Annotated in this window: 14 protein-coding genes and 1 tRNA gene; 6 read left to right on the top strand and 9 right to left on the bottom strand. The window is 45.5% G+C overall.

Annotated features, from left to right (window positions below):
• Positions 1–41 precede the first annotated feature (41 nt).
• A complete protein-coding gene (locus ACO0KY_RS15685) occupies positions 42–1,082 on the top strand; it encodes a helix-turn-helix transcriptional regulator (protein ID WP_186911952.1) in 1,041 nt (346 codons plus the stop codon).
• A gap of 31 nt (positions 1,083–1,113) precedes the next feature.
• On the opposite strand, the gene ACO0KY_RS15680 is transcribed toward ACO0KY_RS15685, so the two are convergent.
• Positions 1,114–3,492, bottom strand: coding sequence for a PAS domain-containing sensor histidine kinase (locus tag ACO0KY_RS15680; protein ID WP_423047601.1), 2,379 nt, complete (start codon positions 3,490–3,492; stop codon positions 1,114–1,116).
• Between the two features lie 201 nt (positions 3,493–3,693).
• Complete coding sequence (locus ACO0KY_RS15675; RefSeq protein WP_423047599.1) at positions 3,694–4,161, bottom strand: thioredoxin family protein; 468 nt, start codon at positions 4,159–4,161, stop codon at positions 3,694–3,696.
• A gap of 152 nt (positions 4,162–4,313) precedes the next feature.
• Here ACO0KY_RS15675 and dinB point away from each other — a divergent pair, with 152 nt between their 5' ends.
• Positions 4,314–5,366 (top strand): DNA polymerase IV, encoded by a 1,053-nt coding sequence (gene dinB / locus ACO0KY_RS15670; protein ID WP_423047597.1) that lies wholly within the window; start codon positions 4,314–4,316, stop codon positions 5,364–5,366.
• A gap of 60 nt (positions 5,367–5,426) precedes the next feature.
• Here dinB and ACO0KY_RS15665 read toward each other — a convergent pair whose 3' ends face one another.
• Together ACO0KY_RS15665 and ACO0KY_RS15660 are read right to left on the bottom strand one after the other, a co-directional pair.
• On the bottom strand, positions 5,427–6,188 hold the full coding sequence (locus tag ACO0KY_RS15665; protein WP_423047595.1) for a substrate-binding periplasmic protein: 762 nt from the start codon (positions 6,186–6,188) through the stop codon (positions 5,427–5,429).
• A 120-nt stretch (positions 6,189–6,308) separates the two neighbouring features.
• The gene (locus ACO0KY_RS15660; RefSeq protein WP_423047593.1) at positions 6,309–7,109 is read right to left on the bottom strand and encodes a substrate-binding periplasmic protein; all 801 of its coding nucleotides are present in this window, start codon (positions 7,107–7,109) and stop codon (positions 6,309–6,311) included.
• 247 nt (positions 7,110–7,356) lie between these two features.
• Here ACO0KY_RS15660 and ACO0KY_RS15655 point away from each other — a divergent pair, with 247 nt between their 5' ends.
• Positions 7,357–7,572, top strand: a complete 216-nt coding sequence (locus ACO0KY_RS15655; RefSeq protein WP_423047591.1) for a hypothetical protein — start codon at positions 7,357–7,359, stop codon at positions 7,570–7,572.
• A gap of 77 nt (positions 7,573–7,649) precedes the next feature.
• On the opposite strand, the gene ACO0KY_RS15650 is transcribed toward ACO0KY_RS15655, so the two are convergent.
• Positions 7,650–10,427: a M16 family metallopeptidase gene (locus tag ACO0KY_RS15650; RefSeq protein ID WP_186911946.1), complete on the bottom strand. Its 2,778-nt coding sequence runs from the start codon at positions 10,425–10,427 to the stop codon at positions 7,650–7,652.
• Positions 10,428–10,728: 301 nt separating this feature from the next.
• Positions 10,729–10,803, bottom strand: a tRNA-Arg gene (locus ACO0KY_RS15645).
• Between the two features lie 411 nt (positions 10,804–11,214).
• Here ACO0KY_RS15645 and ACO0KY_RS15640 point away from each other — a divergent pair.
• From ACO0KY_RS15640 to ACO0KY_RS15630, 3 genes are all read left to right on the top strand, one after another.
• The gene (locus tag ACO0KY_RS15640) at positions 11,215–11,757 is read left to right on the top strand and encodes a c-type cytochrome (RefSeq protein ID WP_423047589.1); all 543 of its coding nucleotides are present in this window, start codon (positions 11,215–11,217) and stop codon (positions 11,755–11,757) included.
• An 879-nt stretch (positions 11,758–12,636) separates the two neighbouring features.
• Positions 12,637–15,489 carry a TonB-dependent receptor gene (locus ACO0KY_RS15635; protein ID WP_423047587.1) on the top strand — a complete coding sequence of 951 codons (2,853 nt, stop codon included), beginning with the start codon at positions 12,637–12,639 and terminating at the stop codon, positions 15,487–15,489.
• Between the two features lie 733 nt (positions 15,490–16,222).
• Positions 16,223–18,994 (top strand): TonB-dependent receptor, encoded by a 2,772-nt coding sequence (locus tag ACO0KY_RS15630; protein ID WP_423047585.1) that lies wholly within the window; start codon positions 16,223–16,225, stop codon positions 18,992–18,994.
• Positions 18,995–19,212: 218 nt separating this feature from the next.
• Here the strand turns inward: ACO0KY_RS15630 and guaD are convergent, their stop codons facing one another.
• Genes guaD through xdhA form a run of 3 tightly spaced genes read right to left on the bottom strand, consistent with a single transcriptional unit; the run spans position 19,213 to position 24,342 of the window.
• Complete coding sequence (gene guaD / locus ACO0KY_RS15625) at positions 19,213–20,511, bottom strand: guanine deaminase (RefSeq protein WP_423047583.1); 1,299 nt, start codon at positions 20,509–20,511, stop codon at positions 19,213–19,215.
• 13 nt (positions 20,512–20,524) lie between these two features.
• Positions 20,525–22,855 (bottom strand): xanthine dehydrogenase molybdopterin binding subunit, encoded by a 2,331-nt coding sequence (xdhB, locus tag ACO0KY_RS15620; RefSeq protein WP_423047581.1) that lies wholly within the window; start codon positions 22,853–22,855, stop codon positions 20,525–20,527.
• The gene (gene xdhA / locus ACO0KY_RS15615; protein ID WP_423047612.1) at positions 22,852–24,342 is read right to left on the bottom strand and encodes a xanthine dehydrogenase small subunit; all 1,491 of its coding nucleotides are present in this window, start codon (positions 24,340–24,342) and stop codon (positions 22,852–22,854) included. Before xdhA ends, xdhB begins: the two co-directional genes overlap by 4 nt.
• Positions 24,343–24,831 lie beyond the last annotated feature (489 nt).

Raw genomic sequence — 24,831 nt, 5'->3', positions numbered from 1 at the left:
CAACGCGTGAAGATCAATGATGAAATAAATAATTTTAAACAATGTCAGTCAAGGTTTCCGACACCATTGCACCGTTGTTATCGGTGCAAGATGCAATTTTTCCGGCGCATCCGTTCACGGGTTTGCTGGCGATTGCGCGTGAGAAAAACTGGCATGGTCCTGACTTATTTCCCGAATTTCAACAGCAAAAGGGCGGCCGGATTAGTTATTTACAGGCGCGCGAAGGCTTGCTGCAAGCACGACATCATGCCGGTGATGAGATTTGTATCTGGTCGGGGGCACGAAAATCACTACCACAATTAGGGCAGATGGCACGTGGCATGCTGGCGCAGCCAACCATCTTGGATGCTTTGCAATTTGGTCTCAAATATCAGTTAATTGCTGGTTCTATGGTGCATTTGCAATTTGAAGCGGGTAGTCCGTATTCAGCCTTGATTGCGCATGCGTTGTTTGACGACGTTGAATTGCAGGACTTTTTAGCGGTCGATCATTTACTCACCGCCGTCAACGCCGCGCGCGAATTGTGTGGGCCAGCATTTCGCTTACACCAGGTCGAATTACGTGGCATGACAAAAATCAGTTTGGCTTTGTATGAGCAGATGTTTGCTTGTACTGTCGTTACCGGCGCTGATGTCAGTCGTGTTTTAATCACCAATGACATATTGCAAATACCCTTAAAATCCCCCGATCTGAAGATCGTGCAAGAGGCCGGAGCTGCTTGCGAACAAGAGCTGGCAGCTGTCGGCGCACTGGGACGGCAAAGTTTGTTAAGAACCTTGGTTAATCAGCATTGTGAACTACATAATGTTGATCAAATGGCACAGGCCTTGGGAACCAGCCCACGTTCTTTACAACGCTTGCTGGCGCGGGAAGGAATGTCGTATTTTCAGATTATCGAAAACATCCGGATAGATCGTGCCAAACGCTTATTGCAAACAGATCTGAGTCAGGAACTTATTGCTGAGCAACTCGGCTATTCTGATGCCCGCAGCTTCAGGCGTGCATTCAAACGCTGGACTAATCTTAGCCCTGGCGAATTTCATCAATCACGTAAGCTAAGTACATTCAAGACTGAAGTATAGTGAGCACCGTGCGGGTTGCACCCACTCAAGTTTAAGCCGATTTTACCGGATCATAAATTGGTAAATCAAACCAGAAAGTCGTGCCGTGTTCAGGACAACTGACGAAGAAGATCTCACCGCGCATTTTTTCTATCAAAGTCTTTGCAATCGATAAACCAAGACCGGTTCCGCCTTGTTGTCGCGTATTAGTGCTGTCTGCCTGCGTAAAGGGCTCAAAAATATGCGCCTGAAATTCTAATGGTATCCCTGGGCCATGATCGCAAATTTCCATCCGATACACATGGTTGGACTGGAACAACCGGATATTGACTTCTGCGTCTTCCGGAGAGAATTTGGCGGCATTCGAAATCAGGTTGGTGATGACTTGCATTAAGCGGTCACTGTCACCAAGGCACCACGCGTGTGGTGTATCGGTCGTCGAATCAGGAATCAGGCGTACATCTGCCACTAACGAGACGTGCAAATTGGTGGCGTAGGCGGTATTTGCTTCTATTGCCTGATATAACAGAGCGACCAGATCGACGGGTTCGGATTTGATGCTCATTTTGCCATTGGCGAGTTTATCCATATCGAGGATGTCATTGACCAGGCCAATCAGGCGCTTACTGTTGGCGTTGGCAATACGTACCAATTGTTGAGCAGCGTCGGATAAGGTACCGGCCACGCCGGACTCTAGCAAGCCTAGTGAGCCACGTATCGATGTGAGTGGCGTACGTAGTTCATGGCTGACCACGGAAATAAATTCGGTTTTGAGTTGATGCATGCGCAGACGATCGCTGATGTCCATAGTGAACGCTACCCATTCTTGCTGGGAGTTTTCCAGATGATTGACACCAACCAAAACAGGAATAGAGCGACCATCCGCATGCCTGAGCATGATCTCAAACGACGAAGTGGTGCCAGTCGTTTGAAGTTCATTATATGCTTGCATGCAAATGTATTGATCAGATTCTGACATCAGCTTACGCCAGAAATAGCTCTCACCGATAATTTGTTCTCGCGTATAGCCGCACAGCTGGCAGAAAACTTGATTCACGTCCAATAGGCGCTTACGTTGATTGCCATGCACGATACCGATCAAGCTTGAATTCATCAGACGTTGCAAGCGACCTTCGCTGTCACGCAATGCATCGAGTGTGCGTCTTTGTTCCGTGATGTCTTCGATCATCCAGACCGTACCTTTGTGGTAGGTTTCTGATGATAAAGCGCGACCAGCGACCCGTGCAAAAAATGCTTCACCGTTATTGCGATGCAAGCGCCATTCGATTTCGACTAATTCATCGGCGAGTAATTTGGGAATGACCGCATCGCCAAAGGCTTCATAGTCATCCAGATGTTGATATAAGAAAGAAGTTTTGACGCCTATCATCGATTGCGCATCGGGAAAGCGACAAAGCTCGGCCAAGGCCTGATTTGCCCTGACAATCACATCATTGCTGACGAACATGATGCCCACCGGTGCATTGGCGATCAGAATTTCTAGTTCTCTGGCTAATTCTTTGTAGCGATTTTTGCTGGCATTGAGGAGTTCCTGATTCAGCATCAATTCTTCTTCAATGCGCTTACGTTCAGTGATATCAATATGCGTGCCGACCATGCGCACTGCGCGTTGATTGGTATCCCATTCGACTACCGCCCCGATCGACATAATCCAGCGCCATTCCCCGGCTTTATTTTTTTGTCGGAATTCTGCGTGGTAATCAATTGTTCCTCGCGAGGCAAAATGTTTTTGATACGCGTTCCTCAGATTTGCCACATCATCTTTATGTACGCCATCAGACCAGAAATAATTCCAAAATTGCGAAGAGTCAGGAAAATCCTCTGCTGAGTAACCAAGCATTTGCAAATATTCCGGACTGAAGGTACTTTTACCCGACTGTAAATTGATATCGTACAAGCCCTGATTCGAGGCTTTCATTACCAGCCGCATCTGTTGTTCGGCAGCGAGTAATTTTTGTTCCGTGAGTTTGCGTTCGGTATTGTCGCTGATGAAACCATGCCATAACACGCTGCCATCGGCCTGCTTCTCTGGTGTCGCATCACCGGCTAACCAACGTTCGCCGCCGTCAGTGCGTAAAACACGATATTCATGATGCCAGATGGTGAGTTCTGCTGCGGAACGGCGTATGCCGATGATTAAATACGCTAAATCATCAGGATGTATTTTTCGATACAAAATACTGGCGTCATTGATTAACTGTTCTGCTGTTATCTCAAACAATTGCTCAACGGCTGCGCTGACGTACTTGAAGGAAAATTGATGTTCGGAATAGCGTTGGAACTGAAAAAACATACCCGGCAAAAAGCGCGAGAAGTTACTCAGCAAGGTATGACTTTTTTCCAACTCATCCTGCGGCGGTAAGGACGGCATGGAGGAGTCGATCGCGATCAGGTTTGATTTTCCAGTCATAGCCTTGCCCGCACAGTTTACTGATAAAAGGGAACACTAAGTTTGCAGTCTAGTGCCTGTAATGCAAGCTTCGTGTGGCGTTACAAAGATCGTCGGTACTGCTTAAACTTGAGGGAAAATGCTGACTGACAAACAAATAAACGATGCTTTTTGTCTGCCAGCCTTGTTACATGATTACTTTACTATTTTATAATAAAAATCTCATTGACGTTGAGTGATGATCTGATTAAAAAAATCATAAACACCTTGTTCGCTCATTCGTCGCGCATTCGATAGCTCACCACCTTTTGAAGCATACAGGACGGTATTGTCTGGTTTCAACACCACCGCGGCAGGAATGCCCTTTTTGATCGGGTTGCCATAGCTATTGGCCAGATCCTGATTTTTATCGAATTGGCCAACATCGACTTTGACGACCACAAATTTGCTGGCGATTAAGGCCGCGCTTTGACCTTGCATAGATTTACTTAATTCCAGGCAATCTTTGCACCAGTTGGCACCAAAAATAACCAATACATCTTTTTTCGCTGTTTTGGCTTCTACCAGCGCTTTGGTAACCATCGCTGGTGCATCTGCTGTTTCATCGTAAGGATGGGTGATGTCAGCATGCGCAATATTTAAACTCAAACTCAGAGCAAAACTAGCAAGTAAAGAGAGAATTTTTTTCATGATCAAAATCTAAAAAGAGAAGAATAACTCAATAGTGACGTAAATCAGTTGGTTTGTCATTGGACATGCAGTCACAAATACTGATTTTATATACAGTAATTTGCATAATTTCGGCTAAAATAGGGCATTCCTTTTACGCCTGATTCTCCGAGTTGAAAAAAATCATCCATTGCGACTGTGATTGTTTCTACGCGTCAATAGAGATGCGGGATGATCCGTCTCTTCGTGGTCGTCCTTTGGCCGTTGGAGGACGGCCGGATCAGCGCGGGGTAGTGGCAACTTGTAATTATGAAGCGCGACGCTTTGGTATTCACTCTGCAATGCCAATGTCGCAGGCATTACGCCGTTGTCCGGATCTGGTGATATTACCGCCAGCGATGGAAAAATATCGCATTGCTTCACGTCAAATTTTGGATATCTACCGCGATTACACCGATGCTGTCGAACCTTTGTCGCTAGATGAAGCGTATCTGGATGTCAGTCAATCCTCACAGCACCATGGCAGCGCAACGCTCATTGCCCAAGAAATTCGTGCTCGCATTGCCGATACAGTAGGCATTACAGCTTCAGCCGGGGTCGCTCCAAATAAATTTCTCGCCAAAATTGCCAGTGACTGGAATAAACCGGATGGCATGTTTGTAATCTTGCCCGATCAGGTACATGATTTTGTTACAGCTTTACCAGTGAAACGCTTATTTGGTGTTGGAAAAGTAACCGCGGCAAAGTTACACAGTATGGGAATTCACGAATGTAAAGACTTGCTAACATGGTCGTTGGCTGATTTAACTTTGCATTTTGGTAAGCTTGGAAACAACTTATACCAGCTTTGTCGTGGTATCGATTTGCGTGAAGTGGACACCAGTTCCGAACGTAAATCGGTCAGCGTTGAAGAAACTTATACCAACGATTTACCTGACCTCGCAGCCTGTGTGGCAGAAATGCCGGAGTTATATACTTCGCTTGAACGGCGCGCGGACAGGGCGGGTGCTATCCCTCATATTCATAAACTTTTCGTGAAAATACGTTTTTCAGATTTTCGTGTCACCACGGTGGAGTGTGTGGGTAAAAACATGAGCCAGGAGGTCTATGGTCACTTATTAGAAACCGGCTTTGCTCGACGGCATTTACCGGTGAGGTTGTTGGGACTCGGGGTCAGGCTAGCTGAGATTGATAAGGGGAGCAGCGGGCAATTAACTTTGTTTTGACGACAAGCTGCGTAGCAAAAAGAGCCTGATATTCATTGAAGTAGCCGGACGGTACCTTTGTCAATGCATGTATTTATTTCTGAGTCTGTCCATTAATCCGGATTGCTTCACTTTTTCAAACGCTTTACGGATTTTTCTTACCAGAACCGGATCGCTTTGCTTGTTCAGTGCGAAGTAATAGCTACTTTTATCATCTAACACCAGCACAGGTTCTAGCTCGTTGGGGTTGCGTTTTTCTTTTTTCATCTGATATGCCGCGCTCCAATCCAGGGAAATGATCAAATCGATTCTACCGACTAATAATTTTTTTAGATTTGATTCTGCAGTCGGCGCATAGTCTATTGCAGTGTCCGGCACATTATTATTTTTTAAAAACGTTTTCCCGGATGCCATTTCGCGAACCAGACCAATTTTGTAATGAAAGCTATCAGCGACAGTTTTGACTTCAATGTCTGTGCGACTTTTGAGTTTGTATAAGTAGATCTGTCTTGAACTAATAGGGCCTATCCATTCAAATAACTCCTCGCGATCAGCATTACGGGTGGTCGAAAAAATCAGCGTATTGGGCTGCGTTGTCGCCATTTGATAAGCGCGTGCCCATGGCAAAATATTGACCGTCGATTTGATCTTCGCTTCTCGCAAGACCGCCTCAATAAGCTCAGTTGAATAGCCGGTGGCAACACCATGATCCGCGTAATCGAGTGGAGGTAATTCTTCAGTGACGACTGTCAATTCAGTAGCAAAAGCACTGCTCGCAGCGAGCGCAAATGCGCAGACGATGATAATTCGTTGACAAATAAGGCGAGAAACATAAAAACTCATGCGCGGATTCTACACACGATGGATGAATAGAATATGACAAAAATGTATGCAGCAAAAAATGCTTCCTAATCAGCTAACAAATATTTAAGACGGCTGTTTGGTTTGACTTAGATAAAATACTCAATGCGCTACGCTCTTGGATACAACACCTGGCTGTAATTGTAAAAAATACTGGTTTTCGAGTTGTTTGATATTGAGTGTATTTAAACCTGCATTGAAAATTTTCTGCAAACGTAAGCCGCGAGCTGTATGCTGGAAGCAAATATGCATAGAAAAATTGGTCAATTCCTTAGCGTGAAAGACAATATTAAGTTTATCTTTGCTCAGGCTGTTGTCCGTAATGAGCAACTGACGCAACACGTTTTTGTCGATCACAATCACATCAACGCGACCAGCAAGTAGTTTTCTGACGTTACTGATATCTGAAGGGGCGGTGTCCGTCCGTATGATGCGTTGTTTGACCAGCGCGTCGAATTCTTCGCCATTCGCGTAGTCTTGTACCACGCCAATATAATAAAACTGTAAGTCTTGTAAGGTTTGCCAATCAAACAGTTTATTTTTTAGCGATGCAAAACCCACCGTGCTATTACCCAAAGTGTTTGAGAAATAGCAGCTTTTCTCGCGCTCCTTCAAATAAAACGCCGGAAAATATCCGGCATAGTCCGCATCGTTTAAACCAACTTGTACCGTGCGGCTCCATGGAAAATAATCAATACTGACCTCTGACTGACTTTTTTGCGCCGCCGCTTTCACTATCGCCGCAACGAATCCCTCGTCAGGTAATGATGGACTAACATAAGGAGACCAGTCTAAAGAGGCCAGACGCAGACGGTCAACTGGCGCTGAGGCAGCAGTGATAGGCAGCGAAGTCAATATGACCGCCACGAATATTGCATTCAATAATGTGGGAAATCCACGCATAAATTTTTTCGACAGCTAGGTAGTCAGTGAGAAGGCACGCCAGAATTTGCTTCCGGCTCTGCTTTTTTATAACCTAGGGGTTCTCTTATCTCCATGATATTAATTCAAAGCAATAATGTCGCATGTGATCATGAGCATTGCCGACAGATAATATAAGCCAGACTAAGATTAAAAATGTACCTTGAGAACAACAAAGGCAGGATGAAAGAACAGTACAAGCCTATTTTATTTTATATAAAGCAACAGCATGCCAACGACTTTGTTTCATTTGGGCTGTGCTGCTATCCGGCATCAAGGGGCTAATGCGCCACCACATGCTCACCTGCACGGGAATGACTCATTGCAGCTTGGCGGTTGGATGACTGGTATGGCATGCAACAAATCGGCACTTGGTCATCCTCCGCGAAGACGAGGACACAGTTCTGCGAGAGAAGCTGTAAAAAAATGGCCTCGCCCGAAATAGTAGCAAGGCCAAACTCGTGTCGGAATAATCGATTCAATTAATATCCGACACCCTTTTTTTATGCATTGAACACGTGCTTACTTAAAATCACCTGAAAAAACACGTACCATTTTTTCGTAAGCCAGATACTTTTGCATTGCTGTTTTGAGATCGGACACGGTGAGCGCCGATATTTTTTTCTCGAGTTCAGTATCATGTTGCATATTTAATCCCAAGAACAAGTTACTGGCGAGATTTTGAGCTAACAGATTGTCCTGACTACGTTCTAGCTGACGTTCTTGCAAATAGCTCTTTTTGCCATCTTCTAATTCTGCTGCTGTGAAGCCGTCCCTGACTGCTTTGTTGATCTCTTCACGCATACCGGTTTCTAGCTTTTCGCGATTTTGCGGAGCGTAGATAGCATAGGCAGAGAAACTGCTTACCTCGTCAAGATACGCTGCAGAATACGAGGAGCCACCACCATAGCTGATCCCATCTTTTTGACGGATACGGTTAAATATTCGCGAATTTACGTTGCCACCGAGCAGATAGTTTGCCATGACTAAGGCTGGATAATCAGGACTTTGCGCGCTGGTTGGTACGCTCATATTGGCAAAGAAAAATGCGTTTGCTTTGTCTGGCGTCGCAATGCGTTGATCTTTGCCTTGAGTCGCGTTGTACACCTTGTTCAGGCGTTGGAAATCGTGACCAGCTTTCCATGCACCAAACGCAGATGCTAGTTGGCCTTTAAGCGCATTCGCATCAAACTCTCCCACCACGGCAACTTGCGCCTGATTTGCTTGATTAATGCCATAGAAATCCTTCCAGAACGCGCGAACATCCGCCAACTTAGCATTCTTTAAACCTGCGATTTTTTCAGCGATACTTTGATAACGACGCGGGTCACCAGCTGGCCAGCTATTGTTCGCCTGACGTACCGCATCAATAGCCAATGCCTGCGGATCTTTACTGGATTCTTCCAGTTGCGCCAATTGTGCGTTCACCAGTTGGGTGAATTCCGTTTCATTGAACGCGGGTTGACGCAAGGCATCGTGCACCAATTCCAACACGCGTGGCAAGTTGTCACGTACAGTTTCCAGTGTCACGCTGACATTACCGGCACCACCCGTAATTTGCAACTTGGCTTTGAGTTTATCGAGTTCTTCAGTAAATGCCTGATGGCTGAGTTTTTCAGTTCCACGATTAAGCATTGCCGCTGCCAATTCAGCATTCAGTGCTTGATCTTTAAGGCTTTGTGCATCACCCAGATATAGGTTCATTGCCATGACGACCGTATTGCCACGTGTAGTTTTCGGCAACAACGCATATTTCAGGCCATTGTCGAGTGAACCAATCTGAGTACGTTTATCGATGTTGGCAGTCGAGCTATCAAAGACTTCGGCCTGAGCAATTGCTACACCAGGTTTGAAGGTTTTGATTTGTTCTGTCACGTTGACCTTGGCTGGCGCTGGTACACGCTCTGGTTTTGCTTCAGGAATAAAGCTACCAGTCGTGCGATTGCTGGTTTTGAGCCAGGTTGTGGCAACCCTTTGGACGTCGGCGACGGTCAGCGCATTGACGCGATCGCGGAACAACAAGAATAAACGCCAGTCGCCGGAAGCGATGTTGTCTGACAAAGCCACCGCGAATTTTTCAGGGTCATTAAATATCTGTGCCAGATCCGAATTCAGCTTTGCTTTAGCGCGGGCTAATTCTTCTTCGGTTACCGGTTGTTGAGCAAAGCCCTCGATCGTACTGACCATGATCTTCTTGGCTTCGGCAGTATCCTGGTCAGAACGCAGATTTGCGCCTATCAGTAAGAAACCTGGCTCATCCAGATTGGCTGCATAAGGGAAGACGTCAACGGTTTTCTTCGCTTCTACCAAGGCTTTGTACAAGCGGCCATTTGGGCTGTCTGCGAGGATTAAGGCGAGTGCCTCAGTCGCTGCGTAATCAGGATCCGCGGCAGGCATCGTGTGATACATCGCCACTACGGCAGGTGATTCGCCAACGCGGCGCACGGTCACATCACGTTCACCATCTTGTGTCGGATCAAGAGTGTAGGTTGGTTCAATTACGCGTTTGGGGCGTGGAATTTTACCAAAATATTGGACCACTAATTGCAATACCTGGTTTGCATCAAACGCGCCTGCAACGGTCAGCGTTGCATTGTCTGGCTGATAGTATTTACGCCAAAATGCTTGCAAATGAGGGATATTGACATTTTCTACGTCAGTACGTGCACCTATCGTATCTTTGCCATAGTTATGCCATTGATACGCGCTGGAAGTGACACGCTGCATCAGCATGCCTATAGACGAGTTTTCGTTTTTTTCCATTTCATTTCTGACCACCGAGAATTCTGTTTTCAGGTCCTCACCAGAAATTCGTGAATTCACCATGCGATCCGCTTCCATGGAAAGCGCCCATTTCAGGGTTTCTGGTTTTGCCGCAAAGGTTTCGTAGTAGTTCGTGCGGTCATAGGAAGTCGTGCCGTTAAACTGCACACCGCGCTGCGACATTTCTTCCCACAAACGCGGATGTTGCTTACTACCTTTAAACATCAAATGCTCTAACAAATGCGCCATCCCGGTTTCACCATAGTTCTCATAGCGTGAACCAACACGATAGGTGATGTTAACGGTGGTGCTTGGTTTGCTCGCATCTGGTACCAACAATACTTTTAAACCATTCGGTAGCACATACTCATTGATGCCTTCGACGTTTCGTACAAACTGTATGCCAGCTGGTAATTTTGCGTTAGCTGCCGCCGGAGGTGCAGACTCCGCCGCGATGGCAGGTACATGCATTAATCCACCAAAAGCAAATGCCAAAGATAAGCTGACAGCGGATAGCGAGAAACGAGAAGACGTCATAGAACACCTTTTTGAAGTTGAGATATTGACCATATGTACCCGGATGCTATGCCCACGCAACGCGACCATTGAGCGTTTTACACCGAAGTAAAGTTGGTAATATTTAAAAATTAAAATTATTTAATAACAACAAGCAGGAAGAGTGTAGCAGACACAAAGCGATATTGTGGAAGCAACTAAAATGATGGGACTTGTGCAAAATCGCGCCAGCGACATTGGACTTAAGCATGTATCGAATGAAAACTTGGGAGCAGAGCAGCGTGGCAAGTAATTTGCGCTTGGGAATCAAAAGTAATGCAACTGGTGCGACCGACAGGAATCGAACCTGTATTGCGAGCTTCGGAAACTCGTATCCTATCCGTTGGAAGACGGTCGCGTTGTACTCACTTCTGAGGATCGCAATTGTATCCGTTTAAGAGCGATTTTGCATTGCACCTAACACAATATTTTTGATATTTAGCGAAACTAAGCGGACTTTTGACGTTTTGGATCTTGTTAATAGCGGAAGACTCGCTAAAAAGAGATCAACCGAATTCAATAAGTTACTCTGAACTGGAAAAAAGTCTGACTTTCATTGTTGGATGTCGATGCAAAATTACATCCCGACAGGCGATTCCGGCTCTGGCTACCGTATTGCACAATAAAATTCACTGATGCAAATCAGACAAACCATGCTTTTATCCGCAAAGCTTGATCTTTTGGTTCTATAATCCAAAACTTTGGTGTCAGTTGATTTGTATCACTGGCAAGCAACCGGGATGATTATTTCATTTGCAAAGAGGAAACCATGAGCGACGCGCACGACGAACACGAATCAGTGATAAAAACACCTAAACAACTCATCGCCGCAGTTCTCGCAGGATTTTTGGTTCCAATTATCGCGATTGTTTTGTTAGTGCAATACGTTTCCAACGATAAAAAGGTCGGCGCTGGTTCTTCTGCCTTGACCGCCGAAGCAGTCGCAGCACGTATTCAACCTGTTGCTGATGAAGGTTTCACATTCAAAGACACGAGCGGCCCTAAACAATTGCAGTCTGGCGAAGCCGTCTACAAAATGGTTTGTTCTGCTTGCCATAGCACTGGTGCTGCAGGTGCACCGAAATTTGCAGATGCCGGCTCTTGGGCCCCTCGCCTTGCACAAGGCTATGACACTTTGTTGAAACATGCCGTTGAAGGTATTCGCGCCATGCCAGCCAAAGGCGGCAACCCTGATTTAGACGACGTAGAAGTCGCCCGCGCCGTCGTTCATATGGCAAACGCAAGTGGTGGACAGTTTAAAGAACCAGAAGTAAAAGTGGCAGCGGCCTCGGCCGATGCTCCAGCGAAATAATAGAAATCTACTTTCATCAGGCAAAACTCTGAAGTAATTCTGATGATATAGCTAAGGGTAATAAAGAAAAAAAGCTGAGTCTCCCATGTGGAGCCTCAGCTTTTTTCGTTTAAGCCTTCGAAGAACCCGCATAAAGCATTCTTACTGGCGTAGTTGGACAGGAGTGATTGTTTCCAACCTTAACGGCATCGCCGCTGATCTGAAATCTTAAGAGTTTTATTCTTTCGTGACTCCTGACAACGACGACAGAAACATTGTGTTTTTTCTTGTTTGTTATGTTCATCTTGAAGTGACAATACAACGTTGCTGATGGCGTGCTGGTTCGTATAAATTTTCCTAAGAAGTACGAAAAACCAACAACCATCGTTACAAAGTGTAATTAAACGTGAGTTTATACATCTCAATAAATGACGGGAAAGTGAGTGCAATGGTCACCTTTTCGTAGATTATTTTAAGTTTTGATAATCGTACAAAATTGAATAAAAATTAGAGAATTACAAAATTCACGTGTTTAAATATTGGTAATTATTTATTTTTATAAATATTATTATGTTTTATGGCTTTTTTTTGTCTGCTAAAAATATGGAAAATGGACATAAAAATCAGAGGTTTTTTGATGGACGGAATATTTAAAGTTAGAAATATTAATTTTTATTTAATATTGGCGCCGTTGACAACGATTGATACTAAATGCTTCCATAAGATATAAATGTTTTTCAGAAATTTTTTGGTGAAGTGCAGTTTTTAAGAAATGCGTTGTGCTTAATCACCGTTGAATCACTTCAAAAATAAAGAGAAATATTTGTAAAAGATAGATAGATGAAAGAAGCATTAAAAAACTTAAAAAAACATCGGGAAAATCATAGGAGGAGTTGAGTAATGGTGGAGAAAAAATTATCCAGATTGGTACGTCTGCTGTTTGTCAGTGGCGTCGCGATCGGTGCAATGGCACAGCCAGCATTGGCGCAGCAAACCGCGCCAGAAGCGCAAAGAGTAGAAATTACAGGTTCATCAATCAAGCGCGTAGAAAGTGAAGGCGTGCTGCCAGTCACAGTGATGAAGCGTGAAGACATTGAACGTACAGGCGCAACCACTGCGCAAGACCTGGTGAATATGATCCCGGGTAACTTCGGCGGTAGCGTAGTCGCTAATAATGTGGGTGCAACCGGCGCTCCATCGACTGCTAACTTACGTGGTATCGGTTCGCAATATACGCTTGTATTATTAAACGGTCGCCGCCTCGCGAACTATGCGATCGGTAGCAATCCGGTCGACTTAAATAGTATTCCCTTGTCTGCGATTGAAAAGATAGAAGTATTGCGCGATGGCGCTTCTGCGATTTACGGTGCAGATGCTATCGCTGGTGTGATTAACTTTATCCTTAAGAAAAATTATCAAGGTTTAGAAGCATCGTTTTACGGCACCAAAGTCGATCAAGGTAATGGTGACACGCGCAGTTTTAATGTGCTGGGCGGATACGGTGACTTAAACGTTCAAGGCTTTAATATTTTATTAAGTGCCAACCATGAAACGGATGATGCACTGAAGGCGAAAGATCGCGCTTTTGCTGCCACCGCAGTTCGTCCTGATCTTGGTATCAACAAAGCGTCACCCCGCAACGGCGTTCCAAATTTCAATTTTACTGACACCTTGGGTAATAGTTACACGGGAGTCAACCCATATCGTTACAACGGATGTAACAATCCCGAATTTGGCTTGGTGGTTCGGGATGCGCAATCGTGCGGAACAGATTACGTCAAATATATTGACCTTATTCCAAAACAAACACACGACAATATCGTCGCACGTGGCGTTCTGAAAATAAACGATGACCATGAGTTGTATGGTGAAGTAACGCATACAAAAGACAACGTCGTGGCAACCTACTCGCCTGCGCCTTATACGGTCAATATGACTTATCCGGCAAATGGGCGTTTTTATCCAGCCTCATTCACTATTCCAGCTGGGTACACAGTACCAGCAGGAACAACCTATACCTTGCCAAATGGAACCGTATTGCAGGGTGGTTCTGTGCTCCCAAATAACGTCGTCGTGACGCCAACAGGACCCATGTCAGGTACATGGCGTACCGTTGCGGGAGGTGGTCGTCAGGACATTACTGATACCAAGAGCTTACGCGTGTTAGTGGGTTCACGCGGTGTGATTGGCGGTTGGGACTACGATACCGCATTCTCCTATTCTAAAAATGAAGTGTCGATCAGTTTTGGTAACGGGCAATTCTCTTATGCAAAATTGACACCTTTGGTTAATGCCGGATCCATTAATGTCTTTGGTGCGCAAGATTCAACCAGCCTGGCTTTGTTAAACGGTGCACAACTTAATGGTCAATTTGAAAATAATGGTTCATCGGTTGCTAAAGAATTTGATGCACGTATTTCTAAAGAAATTATGCAAAATAGCTACGGTGCTGTTGGCTTAGCACTTGGCGTCAATTACCGTAAAGAGGATTTGAATCAGTTCTCAGGGCAAATACTTGCAAGTGGTGATCAGGTGGGTGGCAATGGTCCTGTACCAAGTGTGACAGGCGATCGCAATGTGCTCGGTTTGTTCACAGAATCAACTATTCCAGTCTACAAAGACTTAGAGGCGAGCGTTGCAGCGCGTTATGATTCCTACAAAAATAGCTACGGTACGTCGTTCAATAAGCTGAGTCCTAAAATAGGTTTTACGTATAAGCCATCTTCGACCATGCTGGCGCGCGTTTCGTACGGCACTGGATTCCGCGCTCCGACTTTGTATCAGGCCTTGCGTCCATTTACCACTGGCAATAATACTAACGGTAATTTTAGTGATCCGGTTCGTTGCCCGGGCGGTGTACCGATTAGCAATGGTAATCCAGTCGGAAATCTGCAGGACGAGTGTAATGTGCAGTTAAATATTGCTCAGTCTGGAAATGCAAACCTGGCACCAGAAAAGTCGAAGCAATATTCTTTAGGTCTGGTATTTCAGCCTAGTTCCCACTTCAGCGGATCGATTGATTATTGGAGCGTAACGATTGACAACGCGATCGTACAATTAAGTGAAAACTCCGTTTTGGGCAATCCATCAGCTTATACTAATCAGTTCTATCGTTATGATCCAGCGCAGTTTCCACAAGGTTGGGTTGATGATGGAAAGCAAACGGGAGCGATCAAAGGAAGTACCAACCCTAACTTCCCATTGGCCTATATTTCTTTGCCAAACGTGAATGCGGGTAGTTTCTTTGCATCAGGCATCGATCTGAATCTGAACTACAAACAAAAGCTTGAATCGGTTGGCCAATTCACGGTCAATTTTGATGGCACTTTGTTCACTAAGCATGGTTATCAGTATCAAGGCCTGGCTTCTGTCAGCGACTTGGGTGGGTACAAAGATTTTGGTCCTGCACCAAGATGGCGTCATATGATTACCGTGGCGTTTAATCGTGGCGTGTGGGCAGCTTCTATTACTGATAATTACACAGCGGGCTACAATGATTTTACTAACCCGACAGCATTAGGTTCACCAAGCTATCCTGATGAGAGAAAAGTCGCTGCGTACAATACATTTGATGCCACCTTGGGTTGGAGCGGTGTGAAGAATTTAGACATTGCTTTTGGGATTAAAAATATCTTTAATACCGATCCACCAGCTTCACGCACCGAGGCCAATTTCCAAACGGGTTACGATGCTACATTCACTAATCCTTTGGGACGTGCTTTCTATCTGCGTGGTCGATACAAATTCTTTTGATAGCCGATCAACATTAGTGGCATAAAACACATAAAGTGCATCAAAAAAGACGCTGACAATTTATCAGCGTCTTTTTTTTCGATTTCTACCAGAAGGTAAACTGTTTCTTTTTTGAACTGGCGATGTAAAGTTCCATGCGGCAATATTTCATGTTGCAATTTAGCGACAAAAAGGCTTATCAACGACCAATTTAAAAAGCAATCTTTTTTTCTCGTCAAATATTATCGTCTTCCTGATGTTGTGTAATACGCACTAACATGGTGCGCAACTATGTAACATAGTTTTATACATAAGCCCGCAACAAATTCGATGAACCATGTAAATCATTAACAAAATCTATTTGATGCGAGAGTAATCATGAAGATTATTTGGAATGAAAAGAATTTTTCTAACTCTAAAAGTATAAATTGTGCCCCAGAATAATTTCAGATCCCTATGAATTTAGAGAAAATCGCGCCATTTTGTGACAAAAAAAAGTGCTTGTCGGGCGAGATCAGTGTGGTTTTTTTGAATAAAAAAAAAAGACCCGCTTGACATGTATTTGTTCAAAATGTTCCTATAGTGCATAAATATTTTTTCATAATTTGGTCACAATTCTCAGTGAACCAAAAATTTGACTCAAAAGTGTCTGATGAAATGTTTGTAAAAATTTCTGTATTTGAAGATTGATATTCAGTACAAAAAGCTGGTTACGTAAAAACGTAAGCTCAAAAAACTTAGGAGGAGTAGTGATATGGTCGAAAAAATGATAGCGAAGTCAGTACGTCTGATGTTCGTAGGTGGCGTTGCAGTTACTGCATTTGCGCAAACTGCAATGGCACAAGAGGCAGCACAAACAGTACAACGAGTTGAAGTTACTGGTTCGTCCTTGAAACGTGTTGATTCTGAAACAGCATTGCCAGTAACGGTAGTGACTAAGACAGAAATCGATCGTCTTGGTGTTACAAGTACACAAGAATTGCTTTCCACCATTACTGCTATTTCATCTGCAGGTAGTACAACTAATGCTGCTGGCGCAGGTAATTCTACCGGTGGTCTCTCATCTATCTCTTTGCGCGGTATTGGTGATGCCCGCACTCTGGTGTTGGTCAATGGTCGCCGTTTAGCGACATTTGCCAATGGCGGTGGTGCCGTAAATATTAACGTTATCCCTCTGGCTGCGATTGAGCGCGTTGAAGTGTTGAAAGACGGCGCTTCAGGCATCTATGGTAGTGATGCAATGGCGGGTGTTGTCAACTTCATTTTGAAGAAGAAATATGACGGTATTGAAGCCAGCAGCGAAATCGGTTCCCCGACAAATAGCGGTGGCGGTCAAAATGGACGTGCATCTATCGTTGCCGGGTTTGACCTTGATAACGGCTTTAGCGGTGTAGTGTCAGGTTCTTACGAAAAAGCAAAAGCACTGTTTGGTAAGGATCGTGCTTACGCCAGTTCTGCTACACGTAAGCCGTTTTACTCCTCCGGTGCAACTGGTCAGGGTAATATTCAAGGCGGTTGGACTCTGGGTGGCGGTGCAGATCAATCAACTGGTAGTATTGGTGTGGGTAATCCAATGGCAGCGAGCAACCAATGCGGCACCATTGGCATGTCGAAGCTGACATCTGGCGGTACTGATTTTTGCGCTTATGACAGCGGACCAGACGTAGGTTTGACTCCTGACCGCGAATTGCTGAGTGTTTCCGGTAATCTGAATTACAAAGTTAACTCCAACGTTGAGTTGTTTGCAGAAGGTTTGTTTTCACGCAGCAAAGTGACACAAACATACCAAGCATCCCCAGCACGTAGTGACTTCTTTGATGGTGACTCTTTATTTGACGCACAAAACGTTGAAAAAGCATTGTTGCTTTACCCAAGCAATCCAGCCTACAAATCGATCGCTGCTCCTTATTTGACTTCTATTGGTCAAGGTGCGTTGATTGGTCAACCGCTAGCCATTACTGCACGTGTAAAAGATTTTGGCCCACGTTCTGGTGTTGATACTGCAGACCAATATCGTATGATTATTGGTGCTAAAGGCACTATCGCAGATCAGGATTACGAAGTTGCTTACGCAACAAACCAATCCAAACTGACAAGCTCCGTGACATCCGGCTACTTTTCGCAAGTTGGTTACGCAAAAGCGATCAACGACCCAAATAGCAACTGGAACCCATGGGCTGCAGGTGGCGTTCAGAATCCTGCATTGACTTCCGCTATCAAAGCGTCCAGTTTTAGTGGTGATTATCTGACACAAACATCGAAAAGCAATACGTTCGATGCGAAAATCACTGGCGATTTGATGAAGGTCGGTGAATCTACATGGCAGTATGCTGCTGGTGTTCAGTCCACGAAAGAATCGATCAATTTCAATCCTAGTGCTGCATATCAAGCAGGTGATATCGCTGGTTTGGGTGGTGCAGTTGTACCATTGGATAAAAGCCGCACTGTCAACTCCCTGTTTGGTGAGTTAAATATTCCGTTGTTGAAAAACCTCGATGGTAACTTGTCCGCTCGTACTGACCGTTACAATGACGTTGGTAACACAACGAATTACAAGGCAAACTTGCGTTATCAACCGACTAAGGCCGTCCTGTTCCGTACTTCCTACGGTACTGGTTTCCGCGCACCAACTTTGAACGATTTGTGGTATCCACAAACAGTTGGTTCGTCTGGTCAGTTTAATGACAATGGCCCAGGTGGTACTAATCAAACCAATATCCAGATTGGTAACGAAACAACTGGTGGTAATCCAAATCTGCAACCAGAAAAATCCAAACAGTTTTCTGCCGGTGTAGTGTTGCAACCAACGAATAACTTAAGTCTGGGTGCGGATTTCTTCCGTATCAGAATTAACAACTACATTTCTGCCCCATCTGAACAGGAAGTTGTGGATGGTTTCCGTCGCGGTGATGCAGCTTATGCAGGTCTGGTAACTGTTGATGGAAACAACAACATTACAGCGTTGAAAGTTGTTACTGCCAACGCGGGTACAGCAGACGTACAAGGTTTGGATGTGTTTGCTAACTGGAAGGATAAGTTTGCCATCGGTGGTCTGGGCGTTAATTTTAACGGCACCTACATGAACAAGTTTGACCAAACTTCGCCTAGTGGTGTGTTGTATGGCAAAGTTGGTACATTGGTTAATGACATCAAAAACGTTGCTACTCCAGTAGTCGGTGCGAAAGACGGCGGTGTAATTCTGCGTTGGAAGCATCAAGTGGCTGTGACTTGGTCACGTGATGTTTGGGAATCAACTGTTGTTCAGAACTTCTCTTCTGGTTACAGAACACCAAATAATTTGCTCAAACAACCAAACTACATCAGCCCATTCCAAACGTTTGATTTAAACGTGGCGTACAAAGGCATCAAAAATGCAACTTTGTCTGCAGGTTTGAAAAATATGTTTGATAGACATCCAGATACGTTTATTCCTGCGAGCAATCAGTTCCAAAGCGGATACGATATCTACCAATATGATCCAAATGGCAGATTCTTCTACGTTGCTGCATCTTATAAGTTTAAATAATTAAACTTAGTATTACGAGATAGTAGCTTGAAAGACCTGCATCCTGATGCAGGTCTTCAGTATCAAAAAAAGCCCGCTTTGTTTCAAAGCGGGCTTTTTTACATTGAAATTATGGACAAAATATCTGTCCTTTTATTGTGGCAGAAAGAGTGCAGTAAGGACTTGGCGATTTATATAAAACAACTAAATGGGGTCAGTTCAGTCAACGCTAGGGGTGCTTATATCTTATTGTGTACCAACTTACCCGCCGCATAAGTCGCCTCGATACAGCGGTCATCTCCCAGCATTGCGAGAACAAATAACTGCTCTTCCAAAGAATTGATATGCGCACTGCGCCGTGCAAGTAATGGCGTGGCTTTGGGATCGACGATAATAAAATCGGCTTCGTTTCCGGACTGAAAACTACCTATGGTGTTGTGTAATTGCATGGCACGTGCGGCACCCAAGGTTGCGGTGTAAAACATACGAGAAGCAGGCAGATAGCGTCCACCCATGCGGGCAACCTTGTAGGTTTCATTCATCGTTTGTAGCATCGAGAACGATGTTCCGCCACCGACGTCAGTGGCAATTGATAAAGGCACTTTCGCGGCTTCGGCTTTATCAAAATCAAACAAGCCGCTACCTAAAAATAAGTTCGATGTCGGGCACAATGCGACTGCGGATTGCGTTTCCGCCATGCGTCGTCTGTCTTCATCATCGAGCCAGATGCAATGCGCATACATCGCGCGTGGACGCATCAGACCGACCTGGTCGTAGATATCCAGGTAGCTGCGGGCATTGGGGAACAGTGATCTGGCCCATGCACATTCATCTTTGTTTTCAGCGACGTGCGTCTGAATAAAGGTGTCAGGATATTGCTTTGCCAATTCTCCAGCCAGATGCAATTGTTCGGGCGTTGAGGTCGGTGCAAAGCGTGGCGTAATCGCATATAACTGGCGACCTTGGTTATGCCATCGTTGTATCAATACTTCGCTATCGCGCGCGCTGCTTTCTGCGGTGTCCTGTAAGAATTCCGGACAATGTCTGTCCATCATGACCTTGCCAGCGACCATACGCAGATTACGTTGTTCACTTTGCGTAAAAAAAGCATCGACGGACTCTGGATGTACCGTGCAATACACCATTGCCGTGGTGGTACCACAGCGTAGCAATTCATCCAAAAAAAACGAAGCGACATCATTCGCGTGCGCTGGATTTTGGAATTGTCTTTCTGTCGGAAACGTATATTGTTCCAGCCAGGGCAATAAACCCGGTGCTGGCGACGCGATCATGTCCGTTTGTGGATAATGAATATGCGTATCGATAAAACCCGGCACGATGATTTTGCCTGGGTAATGTTGCACCGTCAGCGCATCAGGAACCAGATGTTTTAAAGCAGCATAGTCTCCAGCTGCGACAATTTTTTCTCCCTCCAATAACAGCAAACCATCGGCATGCCAATGGATACCGTCCTCCGTCAATGCCGGATCGTCGGTGTAATGTAAAAGGCTGGCGCGCAAGGCAAGAGTGATAGTCATGGATTTACTGAGATTACAAAGTTTGTACTGCCGTCACAGCACGCAAAATGGCTTCGCTGGTAGCAGGTGCAGTCAGCGGTGGATTGATTTTACCGTCAGCAACGCTGGCGATCGCATCGCGAATGGCAAAGAAGACTGAGAATGGTAACAGCAACGGCGGTTCACCAACGGCTTTTGAACGATGGATGCTGTCAGCGACATTGGTGTTTTTAAATAAACGTACGCGGAAGTCTTCCGGACAATCAGAAATCGCCGGAATTTTATACGTTGACGGCGCATGCGTGGTCAATTTGCCGTTGGCATTCCAGACTAATTCTTCCGTCGTCAACCAACCCATGCCTTGAATAAACGCGCCTTCTACCTGGCCAACATCAATCGCAGGATTCAGGGAATTGCCAGCATCATACAAAGCATCGGCGCGCAGTAATTTCCATTCGCCAGTCAAGGTATCGACAATCACTTCAGACACCGCCGCACCATAAGCGTAATAAGAAAACGGGCTGCCAGTCATGGTCTTACTATCCCATTGCAAATGCGGTGTGGCGTAAAAGCCATCGGACCACAATTGTACGCGGGCAAAATAAGCTTTATTGACGACCTCTTCAAACGCAATGCCGGAGCCATTACAGTAAATCTGTCCATCAGAAAATCGCACGTCAGCAACATTGCCACCGTAAGTTTTTACCGCAAATTCAGACAGGCGTTCGCGTATTTGGCGTGCCGCATCCTGCGCCGCTTTACCGTTGAGATCAGCACCCGTTGACGCCGCCGTGGCAGAAGTATTGGCAATCTTTGTCGTATCGGTTGCGCTCACGCGAACCTGAGAGAGTGGTACGCCAAGCTCATGGGCCACAACTTGCGCTACCTTGGTGTTCAAGCCTTGTCCCATTTCGGTGCCACCATGATTGACCAGTACTGATCCATCGAGGTATACATGAACTAACGCACCCGCTTGATTCAAGTGTGTGACGTTAAACGCGATGCCAAATTTATGGGGTGTCAGCGCCAGCCCTTTTTTTAGAATGGGGCTTTGCGCATTAAATTCGTTGATGGCAAGTCGACGCGCACGATAGCTGCTACTCGCTTCAATCTCAGCCACTAATTCATGGATGACATTGTCAGCAACTTTCTGGCCGTAATGCGTGACGTTTCTACCTTCGGCATCATTGCGACCATAGAAATTTAGCTTGCGCACATCGAGCGCATCTTTACCCAATAAGCGCGCGATCTCATCGATGACATATTCAATCAGGATCGCTCCTTGTGGTCCGCCAAAGCCGCGGAACGCGGTATTCGATTGGGTATTGGTTTTGCCGCACATCGCGCGAATATCGACATCTGACAGGTAGTAAGTGTTATCGACGTGGCAGACAGCACGGGTTGCTACCGGCCCCGATAAGTCTGCCGAAAAACCAGCGCGCGACACAAGCTCAAATCTCGCACCGAGGATTAAGCCTTGCTCATCGTAAGCAACGTCATAATCGTAGTGAAATTCATGACGCTTACCGGTAACCATCATGTCATCGTCGCGATCTGCACGTAACTTAATCGGGCGCTTTAAATGGAAAGCACACAAGGCTGCTGCCGCTGCCCACAAACCTGATTGGGATTCTTTACCGCCAAAACCACCACCCATGCGCCGACATTCGACCTGCACGCTATGCGACGGTATAGCCAACGCATGCGCGACAATGTGCTGCATTTCACTTGGATGTTGAGTCGAACACATGACCGCCATTCCGTTTGCTTCTTTTGGAATCGCATACGCGATTTGGCCTTCGAGGTAAAACTGTTCCTGCCCACCCACTTGCCAGCTACCCTGAATACGATTCGGTGCTTTTTCCAGCGCTTGCTGCGCATCCCCGCGTGATAAAGACATTGGTGGCAGGACATAGGATTCGGCGTCGCGTGCGGCTCGCGGATGTAGTATGGGTGTCAAAGTTTCGTAGTCAATTTTTCCAAGGCGCGCTGCGCGGCGTGCATGATCGTGGCTGTGGGCGACAACGACAAACACTGGTTGACCGACATATTCGACTTTGCCATCGGCAAGAATCGGATCATCTTTGATAATTGGACCGCATTCATTGGTGCCCGGAAAGTCCTTTGCTGTATAGACGGCGACGACGCCATTGGCCGCGCGAACCGCATCCAGATTGATGTTGTTAATTTTTGCATGTGCCTGCGTGGATAAGCCGAGCGCGGCATGCAACGTGCCTTGCAACTCCGGTAAATCATCGGTGTAGTTAGCAGTGCCGCAAACGTGTAACACCGCAGATTCATGCGGATGTGGTTTACCGACTTCGGCCCAAGGTGCTGATGTATTTGTTTGTGCCAGATCTTTCATTTTGCCTCCGTCGCATTCATATTCGCACTCGCAAAGGCATTCACACTTTGCGTGGTAAGCGGCGAATCCGGGCGGGTTTCCAGCCAGAAACGACGCAATAAATTCTGTGCAGTTTGCAAACGGTAACCGGCGGACGCACGCATATCTGACAAAGGTGCGTAATCTTCCGCCAGGGCACTCATGGCGACATTCAGACTGGCTTCATTCCATGTCTGTTGATTGAGGACCATTTCGGCTTTCTGTGCGCGTTTTGGCGTCGCAGCCATACCGCCAAAAGCAATACGCACATTGCTTAAACGGTCACCTACCAGGTCTGCCGAAAAAGCAGCACAGACTGCTGAAATATCCTGATCAAAACGCTTCGCTAATTTATAAGTGCGGAAAATCAGATTCGCGCGCGGTAAGGGAATACGTACCGCAGAGACGATTTCATCTGCTTGCAGATCTTTCTTTTGATACGCGAGATAAAAATCTTCTAAGGCCAGTTCTCGTTCACCAGCACCACCATGTAAAACGACACGGCTGCCTAAGGCAATCAGCCATGGCATAGAATCACCAATCGGTGAACCGTTGGCTACATTGCCGCCCAGCGTACCTGCGTGACGTATCGGCAATGAGGCAAAGCGCTGCCATAGATCATTTAATTCTTGCGGATAGTGCTGGCAAATATGGCGATATGCATCATCAAGGCTGACCGCAGCACCAATTTTTAAAGTGTCATTTTCTTCGCTGATCTGTTGTAATTCTACGACTTTACCAAGATAAATAATATGACCTAAATCGCGGAATTGCTTGGTCACCCAGATACCAATGTCCGTACCACCTGCCAACAGGCATGCTTGTGGATAGGTCTTGCGCAACGCAATTAAGTCGCTCAGCTTGCGTGGGGCAAAGAAATGTTGACCAGCGTGAACGTAGTCAAGGGTGTCGGTCTGCTCGAGGGTGTTTAATATCTGCAGCACGGCTTGTTTATCGAAATGCTGGCGTGGCAATTGTTCCATCTTATGTGCTGCGTCAATAATCGGACGATAGCCGGTACAGCGGCACAGATTGCCGGACAGGGCAATATCAATCTGCTTACGTTGCAATGGTGCGCAGGGTGGTTCACGATCAAGGTACAGATCCCACAAGGACATCACAAATCCCGGAGTACAGAAGCCACATTGTGATCCGTGGCATTCGACCATCGCTTGTTGAACAGGGTGCAAGTCTTCGCCAGTTTGTAAGTCTTCAACAGTAAAAATCGCTTTGCCATCAAGTGTTGGCATCAGTTGCAAACAGGCGTTGACAGATTTCATTGTCAATTGGCCATTATTAACTTCGCCAACGACCACCGTACACGCGCCGCAATCACCTTCAGCGCAGCCTTCTTTGGTGCCAGTGCAATGCAAGTCTTCGCGTAAATGTTGGAGCAAAGTTCTGGTCGCCGGAATATTGTCGACTTGATGAATTTGCTTTTGAAAGAAATAACGAATCTTGCCGGACATGGAAACCCCGAATGGAAGTGTTGTGAAATTACACGTTGACAGGAATGACATCGTGTTTATCCTTAAGATTAGCATTTCGCTAAAGTAAGCTTATATCTAATCAGTGATGCTGCTTATCAAGGCGCAAACGGTTTTTGATTTTCGAAGTTATTTAGTCGAAATTGACAAAAATTGACAAAGAAAATTCAGGCCATGTTTCAAATTGCGATTCATAATTAAGTTGCGTGTAAAGCGTGTCTCTAAATAAATTGAGCTAAATTGATAATAAGTTTTATTGGCAATACCAGTACTCAGGTTCGAGTTGTGGAAACTACTTAAAAAAGACATTTCCACGAAGTAAAATTCAAGTATATTTCTGACTTATATCTCGAAAATTTATTTACATCTTATTTCCGAAGCGCATTTAGTCGAAGTAAGATAAGAGGTAGTCAGCGTTACCTAAGCAGCTGATATTGCCCCGATATTCTAAGCAAAACCGGGATTTTGTTA

This window comes from Undibacterium sp. Dicai25W (assembly GCF_049340505.1).
Lineage (GTDB): Bacteria > Pseudomonadota > Gammaproteobacteria > Burkholderiales > Burkholderiaceae_D > Undibacterium > Undibacterium jejuense.
This window is presented reverse-complemented; position numbering and strand designations above follow the sequence as displayed.

Coding starts and splice junctions, on each gene's coding strand:
- ACO0KY_RS15685 (WP_186911952.1), top strand. CDS start 42: ATGTCAGTCAAGGTTTCCGACACCATTGCACCGTTGTTATCGGTGCAA.
- ACO0KY_RS15680 (WP_423047601.1), bottom strand. CDS start 3,492: ATGACTGGAAAATCAAACCTGATCGCGATCGACTCCTCCATGCCGTCC.
- ACO0KY_RS15675 (WP_423047599.1), bottom strand. CDS start 4,161: ATGAAAAAAATTCTCTCTTTACTTGCTAGTTTTGCTCTGAGTTTGAGT.
- ACO0KY_RS15665 (WP_423047595.1), bottom strand. CDS start 6,188: ATGAGTTTTTATGTTTCTCGCCTTATTTGTCAACGAATTATCATCGTC.
- ACO0KY_RS15660 (WP_423047593.1), bottom strand. CDS start 7,109: ATGCGTGGATTTCCCACATTATTGAATGCAATATTCGTGGCGGTCATA.
- ACO0KY_RS15655 (WP_423047591.1), top strand. CDS start 7,357: ATGCCAACGACTTTGTTTCATTTGGGCTGTGCTGCTATCCGGCATCAA.
- ACO0KY_RS15650 (WP_186911946.1), bottom strand. CDS start 10,427: ATGACGTCTTCTCGTTTCTCGCTATCCGCTGTCAGCTTATCTTTGGCA.
- ACO0KY_RS15640 (WP_423047589.1), top strand. CDS start 11,215: ATGAGCGACGCGCACGACGAACACGAATCAGTGATAAAAACACCTAAA.
- ACO0KY_RS15635 (WP_423047587.1), top strand. CDS start 12,637: ATGGTGGAGAAAAAATTATCCAGATTGGTACGTCTGCTGTTTGTCAGT.
- ACO0KY_RS15630 (WP_423047585.1), top strand. CDS start 16,223: ATGGTCGAAAAAATGATAGCGAAGTCAGTACGTCTGATGTTCGTAGGT.
- guaD (WP_423047583.1), bottom strand. CDS start 20,511: ATGACTATCACTCTTGCCTTGCGCGCCAGCCTTTTACATTACACCGAC.
- xdhB (WP_423047581.1), bottom strand. CDS start 22,855: ATGAAAGATCTGGCACAAACAAATACATCAGCACCTTGGGCCGAAGTC.
- xdhA (WP_423047612.1), bottom strand. CDS start 24,342: ATGTCCGGCAAGATTCGTTATTTCTTTCAAAAGCAAATTCATCAAGTC.